Below are 11,955 nucleotides of genomic sequence, written 5' to 3' on the forward strand. Positions count from 1 at the left end.
TCGACGTGCCTCCGCACCGCGCCGGGCCCGGCCCCCGCGCGGCCCCGTCCGGCCGGGCTCCGCCCCCGCGCGCGCCGGGCCCGTACCCGGCGGACAATGGCCGCATGCGCAGCTCACGCATCCGTGCCCGCACCCTCGGCGCCGCAGGAGCCGCCCTGCTCCTGGCCACGACCGCGACGGCCGCCCTCACTGCGGGCGCGACGAGCGCCGCGGCGGCGGCCGCACCGCCCTCCGCGGCCGACCCGTCGGACCCGGCGGACCCCGCGGCCCCGGTCGGTCCGGGCAGCACGACCGGCCCGGACAAGACGACCGGCCCGGACGACACGACCGGACCGCCGCAGCCGAAGCCCTCGCTCACCGACGCCCAGGTCGACAAGGCCCTCGCCCGCCTCGACACCGCCATCCCGGACCTGATGCGCCGCACCGGCGTCCCCGGGGTGTCCGTCGCCGTGGTCCGCCACGACAAGGTGGCCTACCTCAAGGGATTCGGCGTCCGCAGGACCGGCGACCCGGCGAAGGTCGGCCCCGACACCGTCTTCCAGATCGCCTCGCTCTCCAAGCCCGTCTCCTCGACCGTCGTCGCCGGCACCCTCGCCGACGCGGCCGGCTGGGACCGTCACCTGGAGCTGCCCGGCTTCGCGCTGAAGGACCCCTGGGTCACCGGCCACGTCACCACCACCGATCTCTTCTCCCACCGCAGCGGCCTGCCCGACCACGCCGGCGACCTCCTCGAAGACCTCGGCTACGACCAGGCGTACATCCTGGCCCACCTGCGCGAGCAGCCGCTGGCCCCCTTCCGCGCGAGCTACGCCTACACCAACTTCGGCCTGACCGCCGCCGCCGAGGCCGTGGCCCGCGCCAAGGGGGTCAGCTGGGAGAAGCTCAGCCGGGACACCCTGTTCAGGCCCGCGGGGATGGCCCACACCTCGACCACCTTCAAGGCCTTCCAGGACGCGCCGAACCACGCGGTCACCCACGTCCGGAACGCCGACGGCACGTGGAGCCCGCGCTCCGTCCGCGACCCCGACGCCCAGGCCCCGGCGGGCGGGGTCAGCTCCAGTGCCCGCGACCTGAGCCGCTGGCTGCGCCTCCAGCTCTCCGGCGGAACCCTGGACGGCCACCGCATCATCCCCGCCGAGCCCCTCGCCCGTACCCACCTCCCCGAGATCGTCGCCTCCCCGCCCGCCACCCCCACCGGCCGCGCCGGTTTCTACGGACTGGGCTGGAACGTGTCCTACGACGACGCGGGCCGGCTGCGCCTGAGCCACTCCGGCGCCTTCGCCCTCGGAGCCAACACCAACGTCACGATGCTGCCCCTGGAACAGCTGGCCGTCGTCGTCCTCACCAACGGCGCCCCGGTGGGCCTCGCCGACGCCGCCGCCCTCGACTTCTTCGACACCGCCGAGCACGGCAAACCCACCACCGACTGGCTGCGGCTGACCGGCTCGCTCTACGCGCAGCAGGAGGACGCCGCGCGCTCCTCCACCGACTACGTCCACCCGCCCGCCGGAGCGAAGCCCGCCCGCGCGGACACGGCGTACACCGGCACCTACGACAACCCGTACTTCGGCAGGCTCACCGTGAGCGCCGCACCCGGCAGCCGGGCCGGTGAGGGCCTGACCCTCTCCCTCGGCCCCCGCCCGCAGCGCTTCCCGCTGACCCACTACGACGGCGACACCTTCAGCTTCGAGACCACCGGCGAGAACGCGGTCGGCCGCACCGGCGTCACCTTCGCCGACGGCACGGTCCGCATCGAATACCTGGACGCCGGCCCCGGGCACCTGGGCACCTTCACGCGCGGCCGGTGACCCGCGCCGGGCCGCATACGCTGGCCCCGATGAGACGCAGAGCCCAGACCCCTCCCGCCGCCCCGCTGCCCCAGCTCGACGGCATCGATCCGGTCCGGCTCCGGCTGCCCGCCGACTCCCCGCACGCCACCGTCGGCGCGTTCCTCGAAGCCCACTACGCGGGCACCTCCGGCGCGGCGCCCATGGCGCGACTGCTGGCAGCGGGGCGGGTCGTCGGCGCCGACGGGCGGCCCCGGCGCGCGCAGGACCCGTACGCCCCGGGCACCTTCCTGTGGTTCCACCGCGAACTGCCCCCGGAGAGCCCGGTGCCCTACGCGCCCCGCGTGCTGTACCGGGACGCGCACCTGCTCGTCGCCGACAAGCCGCACTTCCTGGCCACCACCCCGCGCGGCAGCCACGTCACCCAGACCGCCCTCGCCCTGCTGCGCCACCGCCTGGAGCTGCCCGCCCTCAGCCCGGCGCACCGCCTCGACCGGCTGACCGCGGGCCTGGTGATGTTCAGCGTCCGCCCCGAGGACCGCGGGGCCTACCAGCTCCTGTTCCAGAACCGGCTGGTGCACAAGGAGTACGAGGCCGTCGCGCCCCTCGTGCCGGGACTCACCCTGCCCCGCACCGTGCGCAGCCGGATCGAGAAGACCCGGGGGGTGATGGCCGCGGCGGAGGTCCCGGGCGCCGAGCCCAATGCCGAGAGCCGGATCGAACTCCTCGCGCACCGCGGCGGCCTGGGGCACTACCGGCTGACCCCGCACACCGGCCGCACCCACCAGCTCCGCGTCCACATGAACAGCCTCGGCGCCCCGATCCTCGGCGACCCGGTCTACCCGGAGGTCGCCGACCCGGCCCCGGACGACTACCGGCGCCCGCTCCAACTCCTGGCGCGCAGCCTGTCGTTCACCGATCCGGTCACCGGTCTCGCACACCGCTTCGAGAGCACCCGCGCTCTGGGAGCCTGGACCGACTACGACGCGTGGGCCGCCGGGATCCCGCCCGAGCCGGACGCCTGAGAGGGGCCCGGCGCCACGCCCGCGACCCGCAGCGCCGCGTCCGCCGTGGCCTCCGCGAAGGCCGCCACGGGACGCTCCGGAGCCGAGCGGTGGACGAGCATCACGCCCTCGATCAGGCCGAAGACCAGGTCGTTGCGCAGGGCCAGGCCGGCCGCGTCCCGGGCCAGTTCGGCGCCCGCGGCCGTGGCCCGCAGCAACGCCCGGTAGGCATCGCGCAGTTCGGCGCGCAGGGAGCGGAAGCGGGCGAACCGCTCGCCGCCGCCGACCTCGGGCAGCAGGTAGAGGGCGCCCAGGTTGTGCGGCCCGGAGCACAGCAGTAAGACGTCGGCCCGGCACAGCTCCCACAGCCGGCGCTCGGCGCTGGGACCGTCGGCGGCGAGCAGCCGCCGGGCCAGGGCCAGAGAGGGGGCCACGGTGGACTCCAGCAGTTCGGCGAGGAGTTCCTCCTTGCCGCCGAAGTAGTGGTACATCGTCGCCTGGCGCATACCGGCCAGCTCGGCCACGGCCCGGGTGGTGGTGGCCGCGTACCCGCGCACCGTGAACAGCTGCGCCGCCGCGGCGAGGAGTTCCTCGCGCGGCGGCTGCCCGCTGACCGGTCTTCGCTGATCGGCACGTGGCCGTCCGACCCGTCTCGCCCCTTCGCCCGCTGCCCCACTCATGCGCCGATCGTCGCACAGCGCACGCCCAAAGGATCATGGCAAGAGATGAGATCGAGCCACACCCGTGTTAGGAGGAAGCCCCAAAAGCCCCTAGCCGACCGAGCTGTAGGCCACTACGCCCCGCAACAGGGAGTCCACGGCCTTGCGGGCATTGCGGGCCACCGTACTGGTCCCCCCGCGGGAGTGCGTCGGCGCGGCCGCCGCGACCTGGCCGAGCACGTCGATGACCTGCTTGCACCAGCGCACGAAGTCACCGGCGGGCATCCCCGCCTCGCGCAGCACCTCGTCGAGGCTCTTGTCGGAGGCCCACTGGTACACCGCCCACGCGAAACCGAGGTCCGGCTCGCGCTGGCCCACGCCCTCCGCCTGGTTGATGCGGTGCTCCTCCTCCAACGCGTCGAGGCGGCCCCAGATGCGGACCATCTCCGCCAGCGCGACCGTCGCCGCACCGGCCGGCACCTTGGGCGCCACCGCGTCGTCCGACTGCCGCGCCTCGAACACCAGCGCCGAGACGCACGCGGCCAGTTCGGCAGGGCTCAGGCCCTCCCAGATCCCGGCCCGCAGGCACTCCGACGCCAGCAGGTCCAGCTCGCCGTACAACCGCGCGAGCCGCCTGCCGTGCTCGGTGACCTCGTCCTCGCGCAGGTAGTCCAGCTCCGTCAGCAGCGCGTGGATCCGGTCGAAGGTGCGGGCGATGGTGTTCGTCCGGCCCTCGATGCGGCGCTCCAGCTGCTGGGTGTCGCGCTTGAGCCGGTGGTAGCGCTCCGCCCATCGCGCGTGGTCCTCGCGCTCGTCGCACCCGTGGCACGGGTGCGCGCGCAGCGCGGCGCGCAGCCGCGCGATCTCCCGGTCGTCGGCAGCCTCGGCCCGGCCGCGCCGGCTGCGCTCGGGCGCGATGTGCCCCGCCTTGGTGCGCAGCTGGGAGGCGAGGTCGCGGCGCGACTGCGGGGAGCGCGCGTTGAAGGACTTGGGGATCCGCATCCGCTCGATGGGCTCGACCGGCACCGGGAAGTCGATCGCCGCGAGCCGCTTGACCTGCCGCTCGGCGGTCAGCACCAGCGGGCGCGGACCCTCCGTGTACTCGTGGCCGCGATGCCCGTTGGACCGCCCCGCGGGCACGCCCGGGTCCAGGACCAGTGCGAGACCGGCGAACTTGCCCGTCGGCACGTGGATGACGTCGCCCGGCTTGAGCTTCTCCAGGGAACCGGCCGCCTGCGCCCGCCGCTGGGCCGCGCCTTGCTTGGCCAGGTCCGTCTCGCGGTCCTTGAGGTCGCGGCGCAGCTGCGCGTACTCCTCGAAGTCGCCGAGGTGGCAGGTCATGCCCTCGGTGTAGCCCGACAGCCCCTCCTCGTTGCGCTGCACCTGCTTGGAGATGCCGACGACGGAGCGGTCCGCCTGGAACTGCGCGAAGGAGGTCTCCAGGAGCTCGCGCGAGCGGTGCCGCCCGAACATCTGGACCAGGTTCACGGCCATGTTGTACGAGGGCTTGAAGCTGGAGCGCAGCGGGTACGTGCGGGTACCGGCCAGACCCGCGAGGGCCGCCGGGTCCATCGCCCGCTGCCACAGCACCACCGCGTGGCCCTCGACGTCGATGCCGCGGCGCCCGGCCCGGCCGGTGAGCTGCGTGTACTCGCCGGGGGTGATGTCGGCGTGCTGCTCGCCGTTCCACTTGACCAGCTTCTCCAGGATCACCGTGCGTGCGGGCATGTTGATGCCCAGCGCCAGGGTCTCGGTGGCGAAGACGGCCTTGACCAGGCCGCGGACGAAGAGCTCCTCCACGACCTCCTTGAAGGTCGGCAGCATCCCGGCGTGGTGCGCGGCGATGCCCCGCTCCAGGCCTTCGAGCCACTCGTAGTAGCCGAGGACGTGCAGGTCCTCGGAGGGGATCGAGGCGGTGCGCTCCTCGACGATCTCCCGCACCCGGGCCCGCTTGGCGTCGTCGTTCAGGCGCAGTCCCGCGTACAGGCACTGCTGGACGGCCGCCTCGCAGCCGGCGCGGCTGAAGATGAAGGTGATGGCCGGGAGCAGGCCCTCGTTGTCGAGGCGTTCGATGACCTCCGGCCGGCCCGGGGTCCAGATCCGGTTGCGGGAGCGCCGCTCGCGCTCGCGGTCGGCCTCGCGGACCATCTTGCCGCGCCGCCGGTCCTTCGGGCTGTACGTGCGGGTGTTCTCCTCCCGCGCCATGCGCAGCAGGTCGGGGTTGACCTCGCGGCGCCCGCTGCCCCGACCGCCGTGGTCGCTCTCCTCCTCGAAGAGGTCGTAGATCCGGCGGCCGGCCATGACGTGCTGCCACAGCGGAACGGGCCGCTCCTCGGAGACGATCACCTCCGTGTCGCCGCGGACGGTGTCCAGCCAGTCACCGAACTCCTCGGCGTTGGACACGGTGGCGGAGAGCGAGACGAGGGTGACCGACTCGGGGAGGTGGATGATCACTTCCTCCCACACGGCGCCGCGGAACCGGTCGGAGAGGTAGTGCACCTCGTCCATGACGACGTAGCCGAGACCCGTCAGCGCGGGGGACTTCGCGTACAGCATGTTGCGCAGGACCTCGGTGGTCATCACGACCACCGGGGCGTCGGCGTTGACGCTGTTGTCACCCGTGAGCAGGCCGACCTTGGTCGCACCGTAGCGCTTGACGAGGTCGGCGTACTTCTGGTTCGACAGGGCCTTGATCGGCGTGGTGTAGAAGCACTTCTTGCCCTGGAGCAGCGCCAGGTGGACGGCGAACTCGCCGACGATGGTCTTGCCCGACCCGGTGGGGGCGGCGACGAGCACGCCCTTTCCGGCCTCCAGGGCCTTGCACGCCTCGATCTGGAAGGGATCCAGATCGAACTCGTACATCTGCCGGAAGGGGTGCAGGGCCGTGGCTTCTTCGGCGGCGCGGCGGCGGAACGCGGCGTACGCGTCGGCGGGTGAGAGTTCCTCGGTCATCTTGTCATCGAGCCTACCCGTCACCTCTGACAACAAGCGCGATCTTTATGACAGCAGCCGGACCGCCGAGGGCACGCACACGGCCGTGACGGGCAGCGCACCCACCGGCTCGCCGTCCGCGTAGGCGGTGCTTCCGGCGGCCTCCAGCGTGACCTTCGCGGCCCGGTGGACGCTCACCTTCGGGTGGCCGGTATGCGTCCCCTTGTAGACCCGCGGGAAGACCTTCAGCAGGGTGGCGCGCGAGCAGTCGCCGACCACGGTCACGTCGAACAGCCCGTCGTCGGGCAGCGCGTCCGGGCAGATCCGCATGCCGCCGCCGTACGAGGACCCGTTGCCAACGGCGACCAGCGTGGCCTCGGTCTCCACGGGCGGGCCGTCGTCCAGGGTGATCCGGTAGCGCAGGGGCCGGAAGGCGGCCAGCTCGGCGAGGATCGCCAGGTCGTACTTGAAGCGCCCCGCCGGCAGCCGCATCCGGTTGCCCCGGTCGTTGACCCGGGAGTCGAAACCCGAGCACAGCACCGTCCCGTACCAGCGGCCGTCCACACGCCCCAGGTCGATCTCGCGGAAGCGGCCCTCCTTCAGGACCCGCGCCGCCAGCCGGCCGGCCGCCGCGGGCTCCCGCACGGGCAGCCCCAGCGCCCGCGCGAAGTCGTTGCCGGTCCCCACCGCGACCACCCCGAGGGGCACCAGCGTGCCCGCCACGGCCTGCAGGGCCAGCGAGACCATCCCGTCGCCGCCGACGGCGATCACCGCCCCCGTGCCCTCGCGCACGGCCGCGCGCAGCCGGACCAGCGCGTCCGGCGCATCGGCGCCGACCACCGTGCGCACCGAGAAGCCGGCCGCCCGCAGCGCGGAAGCGGCCGGCTGCGCGGCGTGCGCGCCCCGGCCGCGTCCTGCGGTGGGATTGACGAAGAGGGTGATCTCTGCACTCACCCTGCGGACGGTACCCGTCAGGTGGCGTCGTCGTAACCGTTGATCCGCCGGCGTCCGCCGTCGTCCTGGCCGGGCAGCGCGCCGGGCGCCGCGACCGGCTCGATCTCCCCGACGGGCGCCGGGGTCAGGTCCAGCGCGGAGGCCTCGTCGTCGTCGAGACCGGCGTCGGGGTTGTTGTGCCTGCGCCTGCGGTCGTTCAGCATGCAGACGCCGAGCGCGATGAAGTACAGCGCGATGATCGGCGCCGCGAGCGACATCATCGTCAGGGGGTCACCAGTGGGCGTCGCGAAGGCCGCGAAGACCGTGATGCCGAGCACCATGATCCGCCACCAGCTCGCCAGGCGCCGGGCCGTGAGCACACCGGTGACGTTCAGCAGGATCAGCAGCAGCGGCAGCTCGAAGGCCAGGCCGAAGACGACGACCATGCGCGTGACCAGGTCGAGGTAGTCGTCGACGGGCAGCAGGTTGCGCGCGTTGTCGGGCGTGAACTCCAGCAGGATCTGGGCGGTCTGCGGAAGGATCTTGTACGCGAGCACCGCGCCGGTGCCGAAGAGCGGCGCGCCGAGCGCGACGAAGCCGATCGCGTACCGCTTCTCGTGGTTGTGCAGGCCCGGCGCGACGAAGGCCCACAGCTGGTAGAGCCAGACCGGGGCGGAGAGCACCACGCCCGCGGTGAGCGAGACCTTCAAGGCGATCGAGAACGGCGCGATGAGACCGTTGACGGTCATGTCCGCGCAGGGCCGGCCGTTGCGCTGCGAGACCACTCCGTTGCTGCAGCCGACCGAATCCAGCATCGGCTTCAGCATGAAGTCGATCAGGTTCTTGTAGTAGAAGGCCGCCACGATGGTGATCACCAGGATCGCCACGACCGCCTTCACCAGGCGGTTTCTCAGCTCACGCAGGTGCTCGATGAGAGGCATCCGCCCTTCGGCGTCCTTCTCCCTCTTCTCCTGCTTTCGGGCAGACTTGAGCAACCCAGGTCCCTTGGCTCGTTGCAGATGAGTGACGCGACCCGTAGGGGTCAGGCCTGGGTGGAGCGGTTCGGCTCGCTGACCGGACGCGCGCTGGTGACGTCACCCGGAGCGGCCTGGATGGTCCGCGGAGCCGTCTGCGGGGCCTGGTCCGCGGGCGCGGCCGCAGCCGCCGCGGCGTCCTCGGCCTCGCCGTCCTTCTTCATCGCCTTGGCCTCGCTCTTGAGGATGCGGGCGGACTTGCCCAGCGAGCGGGCCATGTCCGGGAGCTTCTTCGCCCCGAACAGCAGGAAGATCACAGCGATGATCAGGAGGATCTCAAGAGGCTTCAGATTGCCCATAACGTCTGACTTCCTTCTCACCGAAGCGGCTGGTCGTAAGGAGGCGGCGGACCGGGACAGCAAATCGGATACCGCTCTGACAAGGATCGTAACCCCCAGGGGTAAACGCCCGGCAATCCCCCGGGGCCCCCGTGATTGCGGGCGCCTAGTACCCCGTGCGGCCCGCACGGGCCAGATCCGCGGTCGCGCGCTCCAGCTCGCCCGACGCGTCGGCGATCTTGCGACTGGCCTCGGCGACCTGTCCGGAAAGCCTGCGGACCTCGACGAACACGCGCACGGCGAGGACGGCGAGGACGGCGACCCCGAGGAACCCCAGGGCAATTGCGAGCATCGGCCACAGCATGGAGCGAGCCTAGCGCGTGCCCCGCACCCGGACGCCGCCAGGGCGCGGCGGCCCGTCCGCACCAGGGGCGGTCCAGTGACCTTCCAGCGCACCCGCCGCCCGCGGGACCGCAGCCCGGGCCCGCAGCGATCGCCCGGGCCCTTACACGCTGCGCAGGGTGCTCACGCCGCCACCCGTCAGCAGCTCGATGATCCGCTCCCCCGCGTGCTTGCGCACCGCCGCCCCGCACTCCGGGCAGGTGAAGGAGTAGAAGGTGGTGCGACGGCTGGCCCCGATGGCCAGGCGCAGCGCACCCGCGGTCAGCTCGAAGCGGCCCCGGCAGTCCGGACAGGCCGCCTTGAAACTGACCGCGCCGGCTCCCGGCGCCGACGGCACGGCCGCGCCGGGCGTGGAGGTGACTGACATCGTGCGGCGATCCCCCTCGGTCGCGGTCCTCAGACCTCTTCTCCGTACCCCGCCAGCGCCTCGCGCGCCGCCCGGCGCGCACTGTCCGCCAGCCCGGCCGGCGACACGATCCGGCCGTCCCCGCCCAGCCGCAGCCCCAGCCGGCGCAGCGACGCCGGATCCGGCGTGCGCAGCGTGATCCGCAGCCCGCCGTCCGCCAGCTCCTCGGCACTGTCGTGCGGGTAGTACTCGGCGACCCAGCGGCCGCCGGGCCCCACTTCGATGACGACCTCCGGATCCCCCGCCGCGGGCTGCACGAGGCCCACCGACAGGTCCCGCGGCTCGATCGCCGGCGGCTCCGCCCGCTCGTCCAGCAGCCGGATCTCGGCCACCCGGTCCAGCCGGAAGGTGCGCCGCGCCTCGGAGAGGTGGCACCACCCCTCCATGTACGTGTGCCCCACCGCGAACAGCCGGATCGGATCCACGGTGCGCTCGGTCAGCTCGTCCCGGGCCGGCGAGTAGTACCGCAGCCACACCCGGCGCCGCTCGGCGATCGCCCGGTCGACGTCCGCGAAGACCCCGCCCTCCGATTCGAAGGTCACCGACAGCCGCGAGCTGGCTCCGGCCGCCTCGCCCGCCGCGGCCTCCAGCTTCGCGGTCGCCCGCAGCAGAGCGTCCCGGTCGCTCTCGCGCAGCCCCGGCAGCGTGGCGACCGCGCGCGCGGCCACCAGCAGCGCCGTCGCCTCGTCCGCGGCCAGCCGCAGCGGCTCCGCCGTGGACTCCCCCGACGCGTCGGGGTTGCGCCACCAAATGCGCTCCCCGTCGGTGTCGATGTCCAGCAGGTCCCCGCCGCGGAAGCTCGTCCCGCACATGGGCAGCACGTCGAGGTCCGAGATCAGCTCGTCCTCCGTGATCCCGAAGGCCCGCGCGACATCGGCGACGTGCGCCCCCGGACGCTCGCGCAGATAGGTCACCAGCGACAGCATCCGTCGCGTCTGGTCAATGGCATTGGCAGCCATGCTGGTACGTGTCCCCCCTAGCCCTTGGCCACGGCGCGCAGCCGGTCCACCACATCGGCCCGCAGATCCGCGGGCTCCACCACCACCACGTCCGGCCCGAACTCCACGAGCCACGCGTCCAGCCCGTGACCGTACGGGATCTCCAGCTCGTCCCAGCCGTCGGCGCCCTCGCGCACGGCCGTCGCCCGCGCCCGCAGCGGATAACCCGCACCCGCCCGCAGCCGGATCAGCGCCGACCGGTCCGCGGTGTCCCCGGCCCAGCCCGCCACCGTCTCCCGCACCGTCACCACGTCCGGCACCGGAGCCGTGTACCGCCCCGCCCGCGACCGCACCTTGCCGGTGATCCGCGACAGCCGGAACACCCGCTCCGCACCGCGGTCCCGGTCGAAACCGGCGAGGTACCAGTGCCCGCGCCAGCACTCCAGCGCCCACGGCTCCACCTGACGCGTCGCCGGACGCGCCGCGTTGGAGTTGCGGTAGTCGAAGACCACCGGCCGCCGGTCCCGGCACGCCAGCATCAGCGGCTCGAACGCCGCCTCGTGGACCGGGATGCGCGGCTCGATGGCACTGTGCTGGCCGTCGTACGGATCCCCCGCCTCCGGCATGCCCCCGGCGCGCAGCTTCTGCAGCGCGCCACTGGCCGCCCCCGCCAGCCGGGCCTGCTGCCACACCTTCGCCGCCAGCCCCAGCGCCGCGGCCTCCTCGGCGTCCAGCGACACCGCCGGCAGCCGGTTGCTGTCCCGCCGCGCCAGGTAGCCGATGTCCCCGTCGAGGCTCTCGACGGTCTCGATGACCAGCCCCAGCTCGCGCAGATCGTCCTTGTCCCGCTCGAACATCCGGTTGAAGGACTCGTCGTTGCCGGCCTCCAGATAGGCCTCGATGGACCCGCGCAACTCGCGCTTGCTGAGCGGCCGGCGCGTCCCCAGCAGACACAGCGCCAGGTTCATCAGCCGCTCGGCCTTGGCAATCGCCATCGACGCCCTTCCCCCGATCTCCCACGACACACTCGTGACCGTTGACCGTACCGCCCTGCGGCCCCTCGGCAAAAGTGAGGGCGGCGCCGCGGACAGGGCCCGCCCGGCCCCGCCGACACGCACGGAGGGCCCCCGCCGTACGGCGGGGGCCCTCCGGGTGAACAGAGCGTGGATCAGGCGGCCATCAGGTCGCACACGAAGATCAGCGTCTCGCCCGGCTTGATCGCCCGGCCCGCGCCGCGGTCACCGTAGGCCAGGTGGGCCGGGATCGTCAGCTTGCGACGGCCGCCGACCTTCATGCCCTGCACGCCCTGGTCCCAGCCCTTGATGACCTGACCGACACCGAGGGTGAACGGGAGCGGCTCACCGCGGTTCCACGAGGCGTCGAACTCCTCGCCCGTGGAGAACGCGACACCCACGTAGTGGACCTTGATGTTGGAGCCCGCCTTGGCCTCCGCCCCGTCGCCCAGCCAGATGTCCTCGATCACGAGGTCGGTGGGGACTTCGCCGCCGGGGAAATCGATCTCGGGCTTCTCGAGCTTGTCGCTCACGGAACTGCTCCTCATACGTACGAACAAGGGGGTACCT

At 72.9% G+C, this 11,955-nt stretch carries 12 protein-coding genes; 2 read left to right on the forward strand and 10 right to left on the reverse strand.

The genetic code is table 11. The features are described from left to right. Nucleotides 1-104: 104 nt before the first annotated feature. Together ABZY31_RS26380 and ABZY31_RS26385 are read left to right on the forward strand one after the other, a co-directional pair. A complete protein-coding gene (locus ABZY31_RS26380; RefSeq protein WP_356414754.1) occupies nucleotides 105-1,808 on the forward strand; it encodes a serine hydrolase in 1,704 nt (567 codons plus the stop codon). Between the two features lie 29 nt (nucleotides 1,809-1,837). Beyond that, on the forward strand, nucleotides 1,838-2,812 hold the full coding sequence (locus ABZY31_RS26385) for an RluA family pseudouridine synthase (RefSeq protein WP_356414757.1): 975 nt from the start codon (nucleotides 1,838-1,840) through the stop codon (nucleotides 2,810-2,812). On the opposite strand, the gene ABZY31_RS26390 is transcribed toward ABZY31_RS26385, so the two are convergent. The 10 genes from ABZY31_RS26390 to ABZY31_RS26435 form a co-directional block, all read right to left on the reverse strand. After that, complete coding sequence (locus ABZY31_RS26390; RefSeq protein WP_356414759.1) at nucleotides 2,767-3,471, reverse strand: helix-turn-helix domain-containing protein; 705 nt, start codon at nucleotides 3,469-3,471, stop codon at nucleotides 2,767-2,769. The genes ABZY31_RS26385 and ABZY31_RS26390 overlap by 46 nt on opposite strands. 90 nt (nucleotides 3,472-3,561) lie before the next feature. Beyond that, nucleotides 3,562-6,402 (reverse strand): DEAD/DEAH box helicase, encoded by a 2,841-nt coding sequence (locus ABZY31_RS26395; RefSeq protein ID WP_356414761.1) that lies wholly within the window; start codon nucleotides 6,400-6,402, stop codon nucleotides 3,562-3,564. Nucleotides 6,403-6,447: 45 nt separating this feature from the next. After that, nucleotides 6,448-7,335 carry a diacylglycerol kinase gene (locus ABZY31_RS26400; protein WP_356414764.1) on the reverse strand — a complete coding sequence of 296 codons (888 nt, stop codon included), beginning with the start codon at nucleotides 7,333-7,335 and terminating at the stop codon, nucleotides 6,448-6,450. Between the two features lie 17 nt (nucleotides 7,336-7,352). Then, nucleotides 7,353-8,309: a twin-arginine translocase subunit TatC gene (gene tatC / locus ABZY31_RS26405; protein ID WP_356414766.1), complete on the reverse strand. Its 957-nt coding sequence runs from the start codon at nucleotides 8,307-8,309 to the stop codon at nucleotides 7,353-7,355. 47 nt (nucleotides 8,310-8,356) lie between these two features. Continuing rightward, on the reverse strand, nucleotides 8,357-8,647 hold the full coding sequence (gene tatA, locus ABZY31_RS26410; protein WP_356414769.1) for a Sec-independent protein translocase subunit TatA: 291 nt from the start codon (nucleotides 8,645-8,647) through the stop codon (nucleotides 8,357-8,359). A 145-nt stretch (nucleotides 8,648-8,792) separates the two neighbouring features. Beyond that, nucleotides 8,793-8,990 carry a hypothetical protein gene (locus ABZY31_RS26415; RefSeq protein ID WP_356414772.1) on the reverse strand — a complete coding sequence of 66 codons (198 nt, stop codon included), beginning with the start codon at nucleotides 8,988-8,990 and terminating at the stop codon, nucleotides 8,793-8,795. Between the two features lie 141 nt (nucleotides 8,991-9,131). Next, nucleotides 9,132-9,395, reverse strand: a complete 264-nt coding sequence (locus ABZY31_RS26420; protein ID WP_356414775.1) for a hypothetical protein — start codon at nucleotides 9,393-9,395, stop codon at nucleotides 9,132-9,134. 29 nt (nucleotides 9,396-9,424) lie between these two features. After that, nucleotides 9,425-10,393 carry a WYL domain-containing protein gene (locus tag ABZY31_RS26425; protein ID WP_356414778.1) on the reverse strand — a complete coding sequence of 323 codons (969 nt, stop codon included), beginning with the start codon at nucleotides 10,391-10,393 and terminating at the stop codon, nucleotides 9,425-9,427. Between the two features lie 17 nt (nucleotides 10,394-10,410). Further along, nucleotides 10,411-11,367, reverse strand: coding sequence for a WYL domain-containing protein (locus ABZY31_RS26430; protein WP_356414779.1), 957 nt, complete (start codon nucleotides 11,365-11,367; stop codon nucleotides 10,411-10,413). 173 nt (nucleotides 11,368-11,540) lie between these two features. Continuing rightward, entirely contained in the window at nucleotides 11,541-11,933 is a 393-nt protein-coding gene (locus ABZY31_RS26435; RefSeq protein ID WP_356414782.1) for an FKBP-type peptidyl-prolyl cis-trans isomerase, read from the reverse strand. Nucleotides 11,934-11,955 lie beyond the last annotated feature (22 nt).

The organism is Streptomyces sp. NPDC006529 (assembly GCF_040611795.1).
Lineage (GTDB): Bacteria > Actinomycetota > Actinomycetes > Streptomycetales > Streptomycetaceae > Streptomyces.

Coding starts and splice junctions, on each gene's coding strand:
- ABZY31_RS26380 (WP_356414754.1), top strand. CDS start 105: ATGCGCAGCTCACGCATCCGTGCCCGCACCCTCGGCGCCGCAGGAGCC.
- ABZY31_RS26385 (WP_356414757.1), top strand. CDS start 1,838: ATGAGACGCAGAGCCCAGACCCCTCCCGCCGCCCCGCTGCCCCAGCTC.
- ABZY31_RS26390 (WP_356414759.1), bottom strand. CDS start 3,471: ATGAGTGGGGCAGCGGGCGAAGGGGCGAGACGGGTCGGACGGCCACGT.
- ABZY31_RS26395 (WP_356414761.1), bottom strand. CDS start 6,402: ATGACCGAGGAACTCTCACCCGCCGACGCGTACGCCGCGTTCCGCCGC.
- tatA (WP_356414769.1), bottom strand. CDS start 8,647: ATGGGCAATCTGAAGCCTCTTGAGATCCTCCTGATCATCGCTGTGATC.
- ABZY31_RS26415 (WP_356414772.1), bottom strand. CDS start 8,990: ATGCTGTGGCCGATGCTCGCAATTGCCCTGGGGTTCCTCGGGGTCGCC.
- ABZY31_RS26420 (WP_356414775.1), bottom strand. CDS start 9,395: ATGTCAGTCACCTCCACGCCCGGCGCGGCCGTGCCGTCGGCGCCGGGA.
- ABZY31_RS26425 (WP_356414778.1), bottom strand. CDS start 10,393: ATGGCTGCCAATGCCATTGACCAGACGCGACGGATGCTGTCGCTGGTG.
- ABZY31_RS26430 (WP_356414779.1), bottom strand. CDS start 11,367: ATGGCGATTGCCAAGGCCGAGCGGCTGATGAACCTGGCGCTGTGTCTG.
- ABZY31_RS26435 (WP_356414782.1), bottom strand. CDS start 11,933: ATGAGGAGCAGTTCCGTGAGCGACAAGCTCGAGAAGCCCGAGATCGAT.